The sequence below is a fragment of the Exiguobacterium sp. s129 genome, from assembly GCF_018617585.1.
GTDB classification, from domain to species: Bacteria; Bacillota; Bacilli; order Exiguobacteriales; family Exiguobacteriaceae; genus Exiguobacterium; species Exiguobacterium aestuarii_A.
In genome coordinates this window covers 1-18,075 of record NZ_JACSKL010000009.1, presented here as the reverse complement: position 1 = coordinate 18,075, position 18,075 = coordinate 1, and the positions used below count along the sequence as shown (strand labels likewise).

Here is an 18,075-nt window from a genome sequence, read left to right as displayed (position 1 = left end):
AAAAAAATAAGCAGACTCCACCACTGGAATCTGCTTTTGTTTCACGTGAAACGACATCATCAGATAAGTGGCTCTTTCACCGGTGTCCCCGCCTTACGCGGATATTTCCCGGGCGTTTTTCGTAGTTTATCTACAACTACGATATTACGCTCACTCATCTCTCCTGGCAATAGGAACTGGTGTGTCGCTTTTTCTTTCCCGCCAAGGACAGCCAACGCATTTTGGGCGTCTTTCATCTCATCAGATACTTTCGCCGCTTTCAGCGCGACAAAGTTTCCGCCTACTTTTGCGAGTGGCAAGCAGTACTCAGCCAACACCGTCATGCGGGCTACCGCACGTGCTGTGACGACATCAAACTGTTCGCGGAATTTTTTGTTCTTCCCAAACTCTTCGGCACGTCCATGATGGAACGCGACACCTTCAAGTCCAAGGGCGAGCGCCAACTCATTCAAGAACGTGATGCGTTTGTTCAATGAATCGATGATCGTGACATGTAAGTGCGGGAATAAAATCTTGAGAGGGAGACTCGGGAATCCGGCACCCGCTCCGACATCACATACCGTTTCGACTTTCGTGAAATCGAAATGGAACGCTGCGCTGAGCGAATCGTAAAAGTGCTTCAAATACACTTCCTCTTTGTCCGTGATGGCCGTCAAGTTCATTTTTTCGTTCCATTCAACAAGCATCTCGAAATAGCGCTTGAACTGAGCGAGTTGTGTCTCGTTCAGTTCAAACCCTTTCGCCCGTAACGCTTCAATAAATTGAGATTCGTTCATCGTTTCACTCCACCGTCGCATATTGTCCTTGTTCGATATAGACGAGCAAGATTGACACGTCTGCAGGGTTTACACCTGAGATTCGTGATGCTTGTCCGATCGAAAGTGGACGAACTTGTTTTAATTTTTGTTTCGCTTCTGTCGCAAGACCGCCGATTGCATCGTAATCCAAGTTTTCTGGAATCCGTTTTGCTTCCATGCGACGCATCTTCTCGACTTGTTCGAGCTGTTTTGAGATATAGCCTTCATACTTCACTTGAATCTCGACTTGCTCTTTCACTTCGAACGACAACTCGTCCGTAGATGGGACGACCGTCATGAGTGCCTCATACGTCACTTCTGGACGTTTCAACAAAATGTTCGCATGTGTCGCTTCTTTCAGCGGGTGTGCACCGACCGATTCAAGCATCGCATTCACTTCAGGCGTCGGTTTGACGACAAGTGATGCAAGTCGCTTCACTTCTTTTTCAATCGCTTCACGCTTCTCATTGAGATGTGCATGGCGTTCTTCTGAAAGTAAGCCGATCTCATGCCCGATGTCGCTGAGACGTAAATCTGCATTGTCATGACGCAACAAGAGGCGATACTCAGCACGCGATGTGAGGAGACGATATGGTTCGTTCGTTCCTTTCGTCACGAGGTCATCGATTAAGACACCGATGTATGCTTGAGAGCGGTCAAGGATGACAGGGTCTTTACCGAGCACTTTGCATGCGGCGTTGATTCCCGCCATGATTCCTTGTCCAGCTGCTTCTTCGTAGCCGCTCGTCCCGTTGATTTGCCCTGCTGTAAAGAGTCCTGGAACTGCCTTTGTTTCAAGAGTCGGCCAAAGTTGCGTCGGTACGACCGCATCATACTCAATCGCATAACCTGGACGCATCATCTCTGACTTTTCAAGACCTGGAATCGTCCGAAGCATCTGATGTTGAACGTCTTCTGGCATACTCGTCGAGAAACCTTGAACGTATACTTCTTCCGTATCGCGACCTTCTGGTTCTAAGAAGATTTGGTGACGTGGTTTGTCATTGAAACGGACGACTTTATCTTCAATCGATGGACAGTAACGTGGTCCTGTTCCTTTGATTGCACCCGAATACATCGGTGAACGGTGTAAGTTCTCATCAATCAATTGATGTGTACGTTCACTCGTATACGTGAGCCAGCAAGGGATTTGTTCAATTGGATTCAAGTCAGTCGACGTGTACGAGAAGAATGATGGATTCTCGTCTCCAGGCTGAATCTCAGTCTTCGAGTAATCGATTGTTTTCCCATCGATTCGTGGCGGTGTCCCTGTTTTGAATCGAACTAAATCGAGGCCGAGTTCTTCTAAATGTTTTGAAAGCTCGACCGATGGCATTTGGTTGTTTGGACCACTTTCGTATGCCAATTCACCGATGATGATTTGACCACGCATGAACGTTCCCGTCGTGACGATGACTGCTTTCGCGCGATATTCTGAACCCGTGTTCGTTACCACGCCACGAACTTCTCCGTCTTCGACGAGCAATCGTTCAACAAGTGCCTGACGAAGCAATAGATTCGGCTCGTCTTCTAGCACTTTCTTCATATGATTTTGATATTGGAATTTGTCCGCCTGTGCACGTAGTGCACGTACCGCTGGACCTTTCGACGTGTTGAGCATCTTCATTTGGATGTACGTCGCATCAATCGCACGACCCATTTCTCCGCCGAGTGCGTCGATTTCACGTACGACAATCCCTTTCGCCGGTCCACCGATTGACGGGTTACAATACATGAACCCGACCATATCAGGGTTCATCGTCAGCATCGCTGTTTTGGCACCCATCCGAGCCGATGCGAGTGCCGCTTCAATCCCTGCGTGTCCGGCCCCGATGACGATTACGTCATATTCGCCTGCCGTATAAGCCATATTTGTTCCTCCTTATTATTTCCCAAGACAAAACTGTGAAAAGAGCTGATCAATCAAGCTCTCTTGTACGGTATCTCCATTGATTTCACCGAGCGTATCCCATGCCCGACGTAAATCGATTTGGACCATATCGATTGGCATATTCATGACAGCACTACCGAGTGCCTCATCAATTTGACCAATCGTTCGTTTGATTAATTGAATGTGTCGAGCGTTTGAGATATATGTCATATCTTGTGACTCGACGCCTTTTGCAAAGAAGAGGTTCGCAATCGCCGCTTCAAGTGCATCGATTCCCTCATCTAGTAAGAGCGACGTCGCCACGATTGGTCGGCCTGCCGCTAGTTTCTCTAGCTTAGAAGAATCCATGTTTTGTGGCAAGTCTGTCTTGTTGATGATGATGATGGCATTCATCCCTTTGACGGCCTCAAACAACGCCTCATCTTCGACAGTTAGCCCTTCATGTCCGTTCAAGACGAGAAGGACCAAGTCCGCTGCTTCTAACGCCTTCCTCGATTTTTCTACGCCGATGCGTTCAACGATATCTTCTGTCTCGCGAATACCGGCGGTGTCCACCAACTTGAGCGGAACACCTTTCACGTTGACATATTCCTCGATCGTGTCACGTGTCGTCCCGGCAATCTCCGTGACAATCGCTTTCGTCTCCTGCACAAGCGTATTCATGAGTGAAGATTTTCCGACGTTCGGTCGCCCGATGATTGCCGTCGCCAAACCTTCGCGCAAGATTTTTCCTTGTCGCGCCGTCTCGAGCAATTGCTCCAAGATTCGTTTGACTTCGCCTGCCTTCTCTTCGACGATCGCTTGTGTCATCTCTTCGGCGTCATACTCCGGATAGTCAATATTGACCTCGACTGCCGCAATCGTCTCAAGCAGTTGTTGACGCAATTCGCGAACGAGTCGTGACAAACGTCCTTCCATTTGAGACATGGCCACATTCATCGCCCGATCCGTTTTCGCACGAATCAAGTCCATAACCGCTTCGGCTTGTGATAAATCGATTCGGCCATTTAAAAAGGCGCGTTTCGTGAACTCGCCCGGTTCTGCTAAGCGGATGTCGGGTTGGTCGAGAATGAGTTCTAGCACACGATTGACCGCCACGACGCCTCCGTGACAATTGATTTCGACGACGTCTTCTCGTGTAAACGTCTTTGGTGCTCGCATGATACTGACCATGACTTCATCGACGACTTCGCCCGTATCAGGACGTTTTAATGTTCCATAATGAATGGTATGTGAATCGACCTGTGTTAAGTCTTTTCCAGAAAACACATTGTTCACCGTTTCGACCGCCAAATCGCCTGATAATCGGACGATTCCAATGGCACCTTCACCCATCGGCGTCGAAATCGCTGTAATCGTGTCAAACTCTAGCATCTTTCTCCCTCCAAACCTAAACCATCTTCTTCTATCATATGCATAACGAACCTACTATACACGATATTCGACTTGAACGAAAGAGTTCACCCGTCGATGAAGTCATTGCAGTTCCTATCATTATTTTCGTACAATAAAGGAATATATTGACAGAGACGAGAGGGATGAACATGAAGCAACAGGAAGCGATTCAACTCATTACGGAACGATTAAAACAGGATGAGGCAGTTCAAGCAATTTTTTTGAAAGGCTCTTTCGGCAGGGGAGAAGCCGATGAGCATTCAGATATCGACCTTTATGTCATGGTGCACCCCGATGAGGAGGCCTCCTTTCTATCTAGACGCCTCGAGCATTTAAACGCCTACCGTCCGATTCTGTTAAAAGACGAGATTCACATCGTTGCGCCACAACTCATCGTCGTATTCGACGATTTTCTTCACCTCGACCTGTTCACGGTCACGCAAGATACGTTGAACCATCAAGACTCGATTCATGTGATCTACGACCCACAACAGCGACTTGCTAGACACGCCACTTCCTTGCAGTTAGACGAAGCAGCAATCAGTGACCATGCCTTCGACACCGTTTGGTTCTTTTTCCAATATACGAAATCAAGAAATCGCGGTAACGACATTTGGGCAGCCGAAATGCTTCGTCAAGGAATGGTCCATTTTGCATATGTGTTAGCCGCTCACCATACACCGGATCGGGCTTCCCTCGGTTTAAAGGATATGACGCAGCGACAAGAAATCGACCTACATCCATTTTATAATCAATTGACCCCAGCGAATCATGAAAAAGCCGCCCGACTCTACATCGAGCGACTTAAAGAAGAACACCCTTTCTTCCAATCCTTATCCGGCTACAATGTGTTCGGATCGTTTATGGAACAGTTGCTTCAACGAGAAACAAACCGCCCTTGAAAGAGGACGGTTTGTTTTTTAGTAACGTGCTTGTCGTTTCGTCGAACGAATCGTGAAATAGAGGAACAATTCTAGAATTGCAATGGCGATGAGGATTCCACCGAAAAGCTGGAATAGGACAAGTAGGCTACTGAACGGATTTGTCAACATGAGAATCCCGACACCAATCCACAATAGACTGCCAATCAAAAACCAGAGCCATCGTCCTGCCATCGATTGACGGTAACCGAGCGCCTGAATGAGGCGAATGATTCCTCCAAATAAAAACAGCGCCCCGATTAAAATCGGGAGTAGACTAGCCAGCGTCTCGGCGAAGAAAAAGACGACCGCTGCCAAAATCAAATAGATGAGACCCATAAAGAAAGCTGGCGGTAATCCGCCTTGTCGTCTGCGAACTCCCTGAAAGATCATCCATATGCCCATGATCGCCAAGTATCCAGCAATCACGTACACCATGACATCAAAGAAAAATCGAGGGTACAGTAGAATAAGAACACCGAGCACAAAGTAAAGGATTGCTTGCCATAACGTCGAACGTTCTACACGATGAATAAATGCCTCCATGTTTCCACACCTCCATTTACCCGTTTCTTTCATTATTCCCGTCTTCTCGACATACAATCCCACAAAAAAAGCTGAGTGTCAGAAGACACCCAGCCTAACGATTATTTACGTTTTTTCTTTTTGTTTTTCTTCTCTTCTTCAGCAAGCGCTGCACGCTCTGCTTCTTTCGCAGCGATTTTCGCTTCTGCTGCAACCTTCATCTTCTCACGCATCGGAAGCATGATTGCCATCGTGACGATGATTGAGATGATATAACCGACTACCCAGTACAATGAGAGCGCGGCTGGAAGGTTGATCGACATGATGAAAATCATGACCGGGAAGATGTAAAGCATCATCTTCAATTGTGGGTTCTGTTCTTGACCCGCCATTGAGATTTTTTGTTGAACGAACGTCAAGATTGCCGCTAAAATCGGCAAGATGAACGTTGGGTCCGGAGCACCGAGGTCGAACCATAAGAAGTCCGCTTCGAAAATCTCAGGAGTACGACGAATCGCATCATAGAACGCGAAGAGAATCGGCATTTGAATCAAGATTGGCAAACAACCTGCGAGCGGGTTGATTTGGTATTCTTGATAAAGTTTCATCATCTCTTCTTGGAGTTTACGTTGTGTTTCTTGGTCTTTTGAGCTGTACTTCTCACGAAGCTTCAACATTTCCGGTTGCAAGACTTGCATCGCACCCATACTCTTCGTCTGCTTGATCATGAGCGGGAGAATCAACAAACGAACAATGATTGTCGCGATGATGATTGAAATCCCATATTGCCATGGGCCACCGACTAAATAAGCAACTTCCTTCAAGAGCCATGCGAGCGGCCATACAAAGTACTTCGCCCAGAAACCTTCTGTGTCAGCCGTGATTGGTTCGGCTTGGATGGTAGACGGATCCACACAGCCTGCCATCAGCATAATGACCGCAGTCATGGCAGCGAGTAATCCTAATTTTAGCTTTTTGCTCATAGTTCCTCCTACGCTTTCTTTATCAATTCTTTTTTAACGCACACGTCGATCGGGCAATCTTATAAGACTCTGATTATATGAGAGAACAAATTCAGATTGTCATGGTCACCGGCTTTGTTTTTGCCAAACCTTTGCTCGTTTGAATACGTGTTTCAAACTCTCGGTCACTTCCGACTGCGTCAATGCGGTCGCAGGCTTCCGGGCGATGATCACATAATCATTCGGCGCAACGTTCGGTTCAAGCAAGCGAAGCGACTCACGCATCAATCGTTTCATGCGGTTTCGTTCTACAGCATTTCCAAGCTTTTTGCTGACAGAAAGACCCACTCTGAAATGCGTTTGATCCGCTTTGAGCGTGTAGACGACAAACTGACGATTGGCCACGGAGCGTCCTTCGCGAAACACCGCTTGGAACTCTTCATTCTTTTGCAGGCGGTATTCTTTTTTCAAAATTCTCACTCCATCCTTCGCTTCAAAAATCGTCAACTAACATCATATCATATCCGCATCATTTGAACGAGGGAGAATCCATGAAATGCTACGTTTCTGTGACAAACTAAAAAATTGCCCGAGGAAAGGATCCCCGGGCAATCTTCATTCGAAATTATACAGTCAAGGCTTTACGGCCTTTACGACGACGAGCAGCAAGAATGTTGCGACCGTTTTTAGTCGCCATGCGTGCACGGAATCCGTGAACTTTCTTACGCTTACGGTTGTTAGGGTTGAAAGTTGGTTTCATGGTTACAGCACCTCCTCAAGATTAACGCTCTATTAGCAAGTTATAGTTTCATTTAAGGCAGTCTTTAAGATTATATAAATCGAATCAACAATTGTCAATGTATTTTCGAACGGTTTTCGAATCGGGGAGATCACGTGATTGAGAGGTGTCATTTGGGATCGTTTAACTTTGTCTAGAACGGCTTGTATGGAACCAGATTGATACGAAACCTTTACGTATTTCTTAAACGGTCTTTATAAATAGCGATGTTGAGCCATTTTATCCACATATTCACGAAGTTATCCACATTTATATGTGAATAACTCTTCTTTTTTCATGTCTAAATTCTTTATTTTTTCATTTTCTTCTTTTACAAAAACTTTCTCTCAATTCACTTCCTCCTCTTTTGTGCATAACTTTTTCAATGACCTTTCTATCCAAACCCCTTTATCCACAACATATCCACAGTTTATCCACAAAACACACAGCATGTGGATAAGTGGGTGTGGATACTTTTCTTTGTCTGTGGATAAATACCGAAAAGCATTGCCACGTCTATTTTATTTTGCTAAACTGAATGTGCACAAACTTGTGGATGAACAATTCGTGATTCCGAGATATACACAGGCTGTGGATAAGTGTTATCCCCATAATGAACACCATGTGGATAACTTTATCCACAGTTTTTGTTCTTTGGGGATAACCCTAGTTTCTACTATAGAATAGTGTATGTGTATATCGTGTGAATAAGTTTTACCAAACATGTGAGTAAAGGAGGTCTTTCATTGAAGAATGCTCGCGAGATTTGGAGAAACGTTTTATCTGTGATTGAAGAAGAGGAACGAACTCCAAAAGCTAGTTTTGACATGTGGTTGAAATCAACCGAAGGGGTATCACTGATGGGAACGACACTCGTTGTGTCGGCACCGGCCAGCTTTATCGTTACGTGGTTAGAGCGACAGTACTTGTCACTTTTACAAGATACGGTCGAAGAAATCACAAACAATAAGCTCGAAATTCATTTTATTGAAGAATCTCAAGCACACAAGTATGCTCCAGCGGATGGATCGTCACAAGAATCCATTGCCGTGACGGAAACAAGGGAACAGCCTTTACCATTACCTTCAAAAGAGGAAGGGGATCTCGGACAGCTGAATGACAAATATATCTTCGAGACGTTTGTCATCGGATCGGGGAACCGGTTTGCCCACGCCGCATCACTCGCTGTCGCTGAAGCACCGGCACGTGCATATAACCCGCTATTCATTTACGGGGGAGTCGGACTCGGGAAAACGCATTTGATGCATGCGATTGGTCATTACGTAAAAGGACAAAAACCAGGAGCTCGGATTGCGTACGTCTCTTCTGAAAAGTTTACGAATGAATTCATCAACTCTATTCGAGACAATAAAACAGGCGAGTTCCGTAATCGCTATCGGAACATCGATGTGTTGCTGATTGATGATATTCAGTTCTTAGCAGGAAAAGAACAAACGCAGGAAGAGTTTTTCCACACTTTCAATGCGCTACACAATGATCAGAAACAAATCGTCATTTCAAGCGACCGACCACCAAAAGAAATTCCGACGTTAGAAGATCGCCTACGTTCGCGTTTCGAATGGGGACTCATTACGGATATCACACCACCTGACCTCGAGACACGAATTGCGATTCTCCGTAAAAAGGCGACTGCTGAAGGTCTCGATATCTCAAACGAGGTCATGCTTTATATTGCGAATCAAATCGATACGAACATTCGTGAGCTAGAAGGGGCATTGACACGCGTTGTCGCTTACGCAAAACTAGTTGGGCGACCGATTGACCCAGACGTAGCAGCAGAAGCGCTTCATAACATCATGCCGGTCCAGGAAGCGAAGAAGATCGTCATTCGTGACATTCAAGAAATCGTCGGTCAACACTTCAACATTCAAGTAGAAGAGTTGAACTCGAAAAAACGCACAAAAACGTTGGCATTCCCACGTCAAATCGCGATGTACCTATCTCGTGAGATGACGGAGAGTTCATTACCGAAAATCGGGGAAGAGTTTGGAGGGCGTGATCATACGACTGTGATTCATGCACATGAGAAAATTAGCACGCTTCTGAAAAACGATGTGGAAATGCAAGAGACGATTCAAACGTTGAAAAAAGCACTGTCTAACTGATGATGGATTCTCTGTGGATATCCTGTGGATAAACCACCTTAGTTATCCACAAGTTATTCACAGGCGAAATGGCTTCATACGTATGCTTTAGGGGACTTATCCCCAGTATCCACAGCCCTTATTACTATTATGACTTAATTAATACTATTATTATTAGTAAATGACTCATTTCACCTTAGGAGGAATTATCCACATGCATTTAACGATTCAACGAGATGTATTCATGCAAGCCGTACAAGATGTATCAAAAGCTGTGGCTTCACGAACGACCATTCCGATTTTGACAGGCTTAAAGCTTGAAGCTCATGCGGACGGTTTAACACTGACAGGAAGTGATACTGAAATTTCGATTGAACGTTTGATCCCAATCGAAGAAGGTGGAATCGAACTCATTCAAATTCAGCGTGCTGGAAGTGTCGTATTAAATGCGCGCTTTTTAGGAGAAATCGTGAAGAAGTTGCCGACGAACGAAGTCACACTCGAAGTGTCACCAAACTTCATGACACGAATTGAGTCTGGCCAGGCAGAATTCCATTTGAACGGTCTCGACCCGGACGAATATCCTCGCCTGCCAGAACTTGCGAGCGACCGTCGTTTCTATCTACCAGCGGATCTCTTGAAGACCATCATCCGTCAGACGAGTTTCGCTGTTTCTTCACAAGAGACACGCCCCGTTCTAACAGGGGTCAACTTCTCTGCTGAGAAAGGCTTCCTCACATGTGTAGCGACAGACAGCCACCGCTTGGCGCTTCGTCGTGCTCGTTTTGAGACAGATAACGACTTGACGTTCCAAAATGTCGTCGTCCCTGGTCGTTCGCTCAACGAGCTCGCTAAATTGCTCGATCGTGAAGAGTTGCCGATTGAAATCGTGCTGACGGACCAGCAGATTTTGTTCCGCATGAAAAACATCTCATTCTTCTCGCGTTTGTTAGACGGGGCGTACCCAGACACGTCACGCCTCATTCCAGAAGAATATCGTACAGCGGTGCGCATGAATGCGAAAGAATTCTTACAAGCCATCGATCGTGCGTCACTCTTAGCACGTGCTGACCGGAACAACGTGATTAAATTTGTCGCGGAAGATACGACAGCAGTCGAAGTATCTTCACATTCACCTGAAGTCGGTAAAGTGTCTGAGCGTGTCAGCATCTTATCGCTTGAAGGGGAAGAATTGAAAATCTCCTTCAACTCTAAATTTGTAATGGATGCGCTTCGTGCGCTCGATGCATCTGAAATCGAAATCCAGTTCACGGGTTCGATGCGACCGTTCATTCTACGACCGGTTGAGCAAGATAGCGTTCTTCAACTGATTTTACCAGTCCGCACATCGTAAGCAGCGGATAGGGATGATGAGGTGTCTGACCTTGTCATCCCTCTTTTTGCCTTATTCGACGATTTTCGATAAACTAATATGTATGGCGATTTTTTCAGATCAGCATGTGAGAAAGGAAGTGACGACATGGAAAAAGTGTCGATTACAACCGAGTATGTAACGCTCGGACAATTTTTAAAATTCGCAGACATCATCTCAAGTGGGGGACAAGCAAAGTTCTTTTTAGAAGATGTCATGATCAAAGTGAACGGTGAGCAGGATCAACGCCGTGGTCGTAAATTGAGAGATGGAGATACAATCGAGGTCGAAGGCTTCGGGGAATATCAAATCGAGGGAAACTGACGTGCATTTAAAGTCGATCCGATTGCAAAATTATCGCAACTACGAAACCCTCGAGCTAGATTTCTCAGAACAGACGAATGTTCTAATTGGTGAGAATGCCCAAGGAAAAACGAATCTTCTCGAATCGATTTACGTACTTGCGCTCGCAAAATCGCATCGGACGACACAAGACCGAGAATTGATCGGTTGGGAAGCTGATGCCGCAAGTATCGAAGGACGGATTCATAAACGCACCGGCGAATCGGTGCAGAGTCTCTCATTTTCTCCTAAAGGAAAAAAAGCAAAGCTCAATCATTTAGAACAACGTCGTCTCAGTGACTATGTCGGCGCATTTAACGTCGTCTTGTTCGCCCCTGAAGACTTAGCCATCGTCAAAGGCAGTCCACAAGGGAGACGGCGATTTTTAGATATGGAAATCGGTCAGGTCAGTCCCGTGTACTTACATGAGCTCAATCAATATTTGAAGACGTTAAAACAGCGAAACGCCTTGTTGAAGCAGTTATCCACAAAGGGTGGGGACGAGACGTTACTCGAAGTATTGACGGACCAATTGATTGAACTCGCCGTGAAGATTGTGATGAGACGCTATCATTTCATCGATCAACTCGAAAAATGGGCTAATCCGATTCATTCTGGGATCACACGTGAGTTAGAGACACTGACGATTCAATACGTTTCTGACACGTTCCAAAAAGAACGTTTCTCAAAAGAACAGATGTTTGAAACGTATCGTCAAAAGTTTGATAAAATAAGAGAGAACGAACGAAGAAGAGGTGTGACCTTATTTGGTCCACATCGTGACGATTTTGAATTGTACGTAAACGATCGAAACGTTCAAACGTTCGGTTCACAAGGTCAGCAACGAACGGCGGCCTTGTCATTGAAGCTAGCTGAAATTGAATTGATTCATGAAGAAGTTGGCGAATATCCTCTTTTGTTATTAGACGATGTGTTATCTGAACTTGACGATCATCGCCAAACCCATCTACTCGATACGATGGGACGAAAAGTACAAACGATTTTGACGACGACAAACATTGATGGAATCGCACATGAAACCATTCAACAAGCCAAAGTGTTTCACGTGAAACAAGGCGAAGTCGAAACAGAATCCGTGTAATCGTGGTAAGAAGGAACACCAAATCATGTATAGTAGGTGAAAATAACCGATGAGTAATGAAAACGAAAAAGAATTGCAAGCGTATGGCGCCGATCAGATTCAAGTTCTTGAAGGCTTAGAGGCTGTTCGTAAACGTCCAGGGATGTATATCGGTTCCACAAGCTCTCGCGGTCTCCACCACTTAGTATGGGAGATTGTCGATAACTCAATCGATGAGGCGCTTGCAGGTTATTGTGACACGATCACAGTGACGGTTGAGCCAGGAAACTCCATCGTTGTCGAAGATAACGGACGTGGGATTCCAGTAGACGTTCAAAAGAAAACAGGCCGACCTGCCGTTGAAGTTATTTTCACGGTATTGCACGCCGGTGGTAAATTCGGCGGTGGCGGATACAAAGTTTCAGGTGGTCTTCACGGTGTAGGGGCGTCGGTTGTTAACGCACTATCGACAAAACTTGAAGTGTTCGTCCGTCGCGACGGCAACGTGTATTATCAATCGTTCAAACGTGGCGTTCCACAAGGTGAACTTGAAATCGTCGGAACGACAGATACGACAGGAACGACTGTCCGCTTCTTCCCGGACGGCGATATCTTCCAAGAAACACTCGAGTATGACTTTGATTTGCTAGCAACACGTCTTCGCGAGCTCGCTTTCTTAAACAAAGGGCTACGGATTGTCGCAAAAGATGATCGTAGCGATGAGACGATTGAACGTAATTATCACTACGAGGGCGGAATTAAGTCTTACGTCGAGCACTTGAACCGTTCGAAGGCATCGATTCATGAAGAGCCTGTGTATGTGCACGGAACGAAAGATGGAATTGAGGTAGAGATTGCCCTTCAGTACAACGAAGGTTTCGCAAGTAACATCTACTCATTCACGAACAACATCCCAACACATGAAGGTGGGACGCACGAGACTGGTTTCAAGACAGCACTCACACGTTCAATCAATGATTATGCGAAGCGATTCGGATTGATGAAGGAGGCCGACGGAAGTCTTTCTGGGGATGATGTCCGTGAAGGATTGACGGCGATCGTTTCCGTCAAACACCCGGCACCTCAGTTTGAAGGACAGACGAAGACGAAACTTGGAAATGCCGATGCTCGTACGGCGACAGATACGTTATTCAGTGACACGTTCGAACAATTCTTGCTCGAGAATCCATCAGTCGGTCGTCTTATTGTCGACAAAGGATTGATGGCAGCACGCGCACGTCTTGCTGCGAAACGCGCACGCGAGATGACACGTCGTAAAGGTATTCTCGAAGTCAGTTCATTACCAGGGAAATTGGCTGACTGTTCGTCGAAAGACGCTTCGAAATCTGAACTATACATCGTTGAGGGTGACTCAGCGGGTGGTTCGGCAAAATCTGGTCGTGACCGTCACTTCCAAGCAATCTTGCCGATTCGAGGGAAAATCATCAACGTCGAGAAAGCACGTCTTGATAAGATTTTAGCCAACCAAGAAGTTCGGACTATTATCACGGCTCTCGGAACAGGGATTGCGGATGAGTTTGATCTATCAAAAGCTCGTTACCATAAACTGATCATCATGACCGATGCCGATGTCGATGGAGCGCACATTCGTACGCTGTTATTGACGTTCTTCTATCGTTACATGCGACCACTCGTGGAGAGTGGATACGTCTATATTGCGCAACCACCGCTCTATGGTGTGAAGCACGGTAAAGAAACAATCTATGTTCAAAACGAGCGAGAGTTACAAGCTACACTTGCACAACTTCCTGAAAACGCACGTTATAGCGTTCAACGTTACAAGGGTCTTGGAGAGATGGATCCTGAACAGTTGTGGAATACGACGATGAACCCGGAAACGCGTTCGATGCTTCGCGTCGATCTTCAAGATGCAATTGAGGCAGATGAGATTTTTGAAACGCTCATGGGTGACAACGTCGAACCACGCCGTGACTTTATTCAATCTCACGCCCATTACGTGAAGAACCTCGATATTTAATAAGAAGGGTAGGCAATAACGAATGGCAGAACAAGAAAATATCAAGGATATAAATATTAGCCAAGAGATGCGAACGTCGTTCATGGACTATGCGATGAGCGTCATCGTATCACGTGCCCTTCCGGACGTGCGAGATGGTTTGAAGCCGGTTCACCGTCGTATTTTGTATGCGATGAACGAGCTCGGAATTCGTGCGGACAAGCCACATAAGAAATCGGCGCGTGTCGTCGGGGACGTGATCGGTAAGTATCACCCACACGGTGACTCTGCCGTTTACGAAACGATGGTTCGTATGGCTCAAGATTTCAGTTATCGTTACGAACTAGTCGACGGTCACGGGAACTTCGGTTCAGTCGATGGCGACTCGGCCGCTGCAATGCGTTATACCGAGGCACGTATGTCTAAGATTGCGATGGAACTCGTACGAGACATTGGCAAAAACACAATCGATTACCAACCAAACTTCGATGGTGAAGAGAAAGAACCGGTTGTTCTTCCGGCTCGCTTCCCGAACTTCCTTGTCAACGGAACGAGCGGGATTGCGGTCGGGATGGCAACGAACGTTCCTCCGCATAACTTGAATGAAGTCATCGATGGGGTGTTGGCTCTTACTCATAACCCGGACATCACGATTGCTGAATTGATGCAACACATCCCAGGCCCTGACTTCCCGACAGCGGGAGAGATTTTGGGACGCAGCGGGATTCGTCGTGCCTATGAAACGGGACGTGGATCGATTACGATGCGTGCGAAAGCCGAAATCGAAACGTTGAAAAACGGTCGTGAACGGATCCTCGTTCATGAAATCCCATATCAAGTCAACAAGGCACGTCTCGTTGAGAAAATTGCCGATTTGGTACGTGATAAAAAAATTGAAGGAATCACAGACTTGCGTGATGAATCCGACCGTAACGGGATGCGGGTCGTCATCGAAGTTCGTCGGGATGCGAATGCGAGTGTCATCTTGAACAACTTGTATAAGCAAACGCCGATGCAGACGACGTTCGGAGTGAACATGCTTGCCCTCGTAGGCGGTCGCCCGAAAACGTTGAACATCAAACAAGCCATCTATTACTACATCGAACACCAAAAAGAAGTCGTACGTCGTCGTACGCAATTCGATTTGGATAAAGCCGAAGCACGTGCCCACATCTTAGAGGGACTTCGTGTTGCGCTTGATCACTTGGATGAAGTCATCGCCATCATTCGTAGTACACGTACTGGTGACGAGGCGCGTGAGAAGTTGATTGCTCGCTTTGGACTTTCTACTGAGCAAACGCAAGCGATTTTAGATATGCGTCTCCAACGATTGACTGGTTTGGAGCGTGAGAAAATCGAAGGCGAATACCGTGAAGTGAAAGCGTTGATCGAGGAACTTCGTGCGATTCTTGGTGATGAGGAGTTGCTTCTCGACATCATTCGCAACGAGTTGCTTGAAATCAAAGAGCGGTATGGTGATGCACGTCGTACGGTGATTCGTACAGATATCGTTGAACTTGAGGATGAAGATTTAATCCCGGTTCGTGACATGATGATCACGTTAACGAGCGAAGGTTACATCAAGTCAATTCCATCCGATTCATACCGCGCACAGCGTCGAGGTGGACGTGGGAAACAAGGTATGGGAACGAACGATGAAGACTTCGTACTTCGTTTGCTGTCAGCCTCGACACACGATACGATTCTCTTCTTTACGAACTTCGGTCGTGTCTTCCGTCTTAAAGGATATGAAATTCCTGAGATGAGTCGTACCGCAAAAGGAATGCCAATCATTAACTTGCTTCAAATTGATAAAGGTGAAAAAGTTGAAACGATGATTCCTGTCGATTTCAATAGTTACCTGGCAAACCAAACGGTGGCAGAAGATGCGCAAAATGAATCGGAAGAAGAAGTGGCAGATGAGCAATTGTCTCTTGTCTTCATTACAAAAGAAGGTTTGATTAAGCGTTCACCACTCTCGGCATACGCTCGAATCAACAAAAACGGTCTTCGTGCCATCAGCTTGAATGAAACAGATGAGCTCGTCACCGTCCGCCTTGCGAAGAGCGATGATGAAATGTTGATTGTCACTCGCCAAGGAATGTCGATTCGTTTCCCTCTCGAAGGAGAAGTTCGATCGATGGGACGTACGGCACGTGGTGTTCGTGCAATTCGTTTGAAGAAAGACGATGATTTAGTCGTCTCAATGGAAATCGTTCGCACAACGCAAGACGTCTTGATTATCACTGAAAAAGGATTCGGGAAACGTACGGCTATGGAGCAGTTCCGTACACAAGGTCGTGGCGGTTCCGGAATCATTGGAATTAAGACAGATCGTGGAACAGTCGTGGGTATGCGTGTTGTTGATGAAGATGATGACATCATGTTGATGACTGAACACGGCGTTGCGATTCGAATCGATTCGCAAACTATCTCTCAGATGGGTCGAAGCACACGTGGTGTGAAAGTGATGAACATTGAAGATGGCGATCGTCTAGCGACTATCGCAAAATTGAAAAAAGATGAGTTAGAAGAGGAATCAGCAGTCGATTTGGAGAATGGGTTTGAGGTAGAAGCACCTGAAGCCGACGAATCGTCTGATGTGAATGAGTAAGACGAGAGGTCGAACGGTGTTTCCGTTCGACCTTTTTCATATATAGGAGGGATTCGCGTGCGTTTGAACTTATCCGCTGTACATGTTGGTATGACGTTATTGTCACCCGTTTCTTCCTTAGAGGCAGGAATTCATTTAACAAATGAACATCTACGTTTGCTCCGTTTCTTAAAGATTGAAGCAATTGATGTTGCACCCGTTGAACAATTCATCTTCACTTCTATAGAAGAAAAGCTTCTTTGCGAACAGGTTCTACAATATGAGAAACATTATAATCAGTGGGAAGAGCGAATCGCCCCGAATCCTTACGAAGGTTTAGAATTCATTCATCAACTATTTCGTCAGGAACTCCCGCTTTCAGCAGTTGTTCATTTTTTTACGCATCAACCTTTGCGAAAAAACCATGTCATCTACCATGCGATTTATCGAGCACTCGTCGCACGCGCCTTATCGAAATATCGAGGGGATGAGCACCAACTTCAATTTGATTACGGAATTGCTTCTTATTTCGCTGATGCAAGTTACGCTAAAATTCGAAAATGGTCTCATATGCGTTATTTCACAAAAATGGAAAGGGAGCTACTATACCAACACCCACTCGTCTCGGCAGCGATGCTTCCAAGTAACCAAACGCTACGAGGGCGTGTCTATCAATTGATCACAGAGCATCACGAACGTCTAGATGGATCCGGTTTTCCAAAACGTCTAACCGAGCGGGAGCTGAATCCCGCATCTCCTCTATTTATTGTCGCTGATCGATTCTGTCAGTTAACCGCACCTCGAACGTTTCGAAAACCACTTTCGCCAGAAGAAGCATACTTCTATATGTGGCAGAATAAAGCCTATGACGAGGAGGCCTTGTCGCTTCTCGCTACGTTGCTCGGATTTTATGAAATCGGTCGAACCGTTTTATTGAGTAGCGGAGTGCGGGGAAAGATTCACGCCTATACGAATCATATTGAGCGACCTATTGTTATAGAAGATACGGATGAGACTGAATATGATTTATCGCGTTTGGCTGAAGTGAAAATTGTATCGTTTCAATAAGAAGAGACTGGCGATTCCTCTCATCAAAAATGAGAGGAATCGTCTTTATTTATTCTTTTTTAAAAAACTTTATTTTTATAGTTGACGAATATAAAGTCAGATGCTATTATAAATGAGTCGCTAAGAGCGACAGACGAACTTTGAAAACTGAACGATGAGGCAAAAATAAGTTTTACAATTTTTTGAATGAAGCGCAAGCTTCGTCAATTTAAGAGCTATATCAAATTCTTTGGAGAGTTTGATCCTGGCTCAGGACGAACGCTGGCGG

The 18,075-nt window shown here is 45.8% G+C and carries 15 protein-coding genes; 8 read left to right on the top strand and 7 right to left on the bottom strand.

Annotation, left to right across the window (positions count from 1 at the left end):
• Positions 1-59: 59 nt before the first annotated feature.
• From rsmG to mnmE, 3 genes are read right to left on the bottom strand one after another with little or no spacing between them, the layout of a single operon-like run.
• Positions 60-776: a 16S rRNA (guanine(527)-N(7))-methyltransferase RsmG gene (gene rsmG, locus KNO92_RS10650; protein ID WP_214761220.1), complete on the bottom strand. Its 717-nt coding sequence runs from the start codon at positions 774-776 to the stop codon at positions 60-62.
• Positions 777-780: 4 nt separating this feature from the next.
• On the bottom strand, positions 781-2,667 hold the full coding sequence (gene mnmG, locus KNO92_RS10645) for a tRNA uridine-5-carboxymethylaminomethyl(34) synthesis enzyme MnmG (protein WP_214696498.1): 1,887 nt from the start codon (positions 2,665-2,667) through the stop codon (positions 781-783).
• Positions 2,668-2,682: 15 nt separating this feature from the next.
• Positions 2,683-4,062 carry a tRNA uridine-5-carboxymethylaminomethyl(34) synthesis GTPase MnmE gene (gene mnmE / locus KNO92_RS10640; protein WP_214761219.1) on the bottom strand — a complete coding sequence of 460 codons (1,380 nt, stop codon included), beginning with the start codon at positions 4,060-4,062 and terminating at the stop codon, positions 2,683-2,685.
• 170 nt (positions 4,063-4,232) lie between these two features.
• Here mnmE and KNO92_RS10635 point away from each other — a divergent pair, with 170 nt between their 5' ends.
• Positions 4,233-4,985, top strand: a complete 753-nt coding sequence (locus KNO92_RS10635; protein ID WP_214761217.1) for a nucleotidyltransferase domain-containing protein — start codon at positions 4,233-4,235, stop codon at positions 4,983-4,985.
• An 18-nt stretch (positions 4,986-5,003) separates the two neighbouring features.
• Here the strand turns inward: KNO92_RS10635 and KNO92_RS10630 are convergent, their stop codons facing one another.
• The 4 genes from KNO92_RS10630 to rpmH form a co-directional block, all read right to left on the bottom strand.
• The gene (locus KNO92_RS10630; protein WP_214761215.1) at positions 5,004-5,549 is read right to left on the bottom strand and encodes an HdeD family acid-resistance protein; all 546 of its coding nucleotides are present in this window, start codon (positions 5,547-5,549) and stop codon (positions 5,004-5,006) included.
• A gap of 101 nt (positions 5,550-5,650) precedes the next feature.
• Entirely contained in the window at positions 5,651-6,511 is an 861-nt protein-coding gene (gene yidC / locus KNO92_RS10625) for a membrane protein insertase YidC (RefSeq protein ID WP_214696490.1), read from the bottom strand.
• A 105-nt stretch (positions 6,512-6,616) separates the two neighbouring features.
• The gene (gene rnpA, locus KNO92_RS10620) at positions 6,617-6,961 is read right to left on the bottom strand and encodes a ribonuclease P protein component (protein ID WP_147537828.1); all 345 of its coding nucleotides are present in this window, start codon (positions 6,959-6,961) and stop codon (positions 6,617-6,619) included.
• A gap of 154 nt (positions 6,962-7,115) precedes the next feature.
• Positions 7,116-7,250 (bottom strand): 50S ribosomal protein L34, encoded by a 135-nt coding sequence (rpmH, locus tag KNO92_RS10615; protein ID WP_015880216.1) that lies wholly within the window; start codon positions 7,248-7,250, stop codon positions 7,116-7,118.
• 764 nt (positions 7,251-8,014) lie between these two features.
• Here rpmH and dnaA point away from each other — a divergent pair.
• The 7 genes from dnaA (at position 8,015) to KNO92_RS10580 (ending at position 17,807) form a co-directional block, all read left to right on the top strand.
• On the top strand, positions 8,015-9,394 hold the full coding sequence (gene dnaA / locus KNO92_RS10610; RefSeq protein WP_214696488.1) for a chromosomal replication initiator protein DnaA: 1,380 nt from the start codon (positions 8,015-8,017) through the stop codon (positions 9,392-9,394).
• Positions 9,395-9,587: 193 nt separating this feature from the next.
• The gene (dnaN, locus tag KNO92_RS10605) at positions 9,588-10,727 is read left to right on the top strand and encodes a DNA polymerase III subunit beta (protein ID WP_026824743.1); all 1,140 of its coding nucleotides are present in this window, start codon (positions 9,588-9,590) and stop codon (positions 10,725-10,727) included.
• 126 nt (positions 10,728-10,853) lie between these two features.
• The gene (gene yaaA / locus KNO92_RS10600; protein ID WP_214761212.1) at positions 10,854-11,069 is read left to right on the top strand and encodes a S4 domain-containing protein YaaA; all 216 of its coding nucleotides are present in this window, start codon (positions 10,854-10,856) and stop codon (positions 11,067-11,069) included.
• A gap of 1 nt (position 11,070) precedes the next feature.
• Complete coding sequence (recF, locus tag KNO92_RS10595; protein WP_074034078.1) at positions 11,071-12,189, top strand: DNA replication/repair protein RecF; 1,119 nt, start codon at positions 11,071-11,073, stop codon at positions 12,187-12,189.
• Positions 12,190-12,238: 49 nt separating this feature from the next.
• The gene (gene gyrB, locus KNO92_RS10590; protein WP_214696486.1) at positions 12,239-14,167 is read left to right on the top strand and encodes a DNA topoisomerase (ATP-hydrolyzing) subunit B; all 1,929 of its coding nucleotides are present in this window, start codon (positions 12,239-12,241) and stop codon (positions 14,165-14,167) included.
• 22 nt (positions 14,168-14,189) lie between these two features.
• A complete protein-coding gene (gyrA, locus tag KNO92_RS10585) occupies positions 14,190-16,760 on the top strand; it encodes a DNA gyrase subunit A (RefSeq protein WP_214696483.1) in 2,571 nt (856 codons plus the stop codon).
• 57 nt (positions 16,761-16,817) lie between these two features.
• Positions 16,818-17,807: an HD-GYP domain-containing protein gene (locus KNO92_RS10580; RefSeq protein WP_214696481.1), complete on the top strand. Its 990-nt coding sequence runs from the start codon at positions 16,818-16,820 to the stop codon at positions 17,805-17,807.
• Positions 17,808-18,075 lie beyond the last annotated feature (268 nt).

Excerpts from the sequence above, each read along its gene's own strand:
- rsmG (WP_214761220.1), bottom strand. The coding sequence starts at position 776 with ATGAACGAATCTCAATTTATTGAAGCGTTACGGGCGAAAGGGTTTGAA.
- mnmG (WP_214696498.1), bottom strand. The coding sequence starts at position 2,667 with ATGGCTTATACGGCAGGCGAATATGACGTAATCGTCATCGGGGCCGGA.
- mnmE (WP_214761219.1), bottom strand. The coding sequence starts at position 4,062 with ATGCTAGAGTTTGACACGATTACAGCGATTTCGACGCCGATGGGTGAA.
- KNO92_RS10635 (WP_214761217.1), top strand. The coding sequence starts at position 4,233 with ATGAAGCAACAGGAAGCGATTCAACTCATTACGGAACGATTAAAACAG.
- KNO92_RS10630 (WP_214761215.1), bottom strand. The coding sequence starts at position 5,549 with ATGGAGGCATTTATTCATCGTGTAGAACGTTCGACGTTATGGCAAGCA.
- yidC (WP_214696490.1), bottom strand. The coding sequence starts at position 6,511 with ATGAGCAAAAAGCTAAAATTAGGATTACTCGCTGCCATGACTGCGGTC.
- rpmH (WP_015880216.1), bottom strand. The coding sequence starts at position 7,250 with ATGAAACCAACTTTCAACCCTAACAACCGTAAGCGTAAGAAAGTTCAC.
- dnaN (WP_026824743.1), top strand. The coding sequence starts at position 9,588 with ATGCATTTAACGATTCAACGAGATGTATTCATGCAAGCCGTACAAGAT.
- yaaA (WP_214761212.1), top strand. The coding sequence starts at position 10,854 with ATGGAAAAAGTGTCGATTACAACCGAGTATGTAACGCTCGGACAATTT.
- gyrB (WP_214696486.1), top strand. The coding sequence starts at position 12,239 with ATGAGTAATGAAAACGAAAAAGAATTGCAAGCGTATGGCGCCGATCAG.
- gyrA (WP_214696483.1), top strand. The coding sequence starts at position 14,190 with ATGGCAGAACAAGAAAATATCAAGGATATAAATATTAGCCAAGAGATG.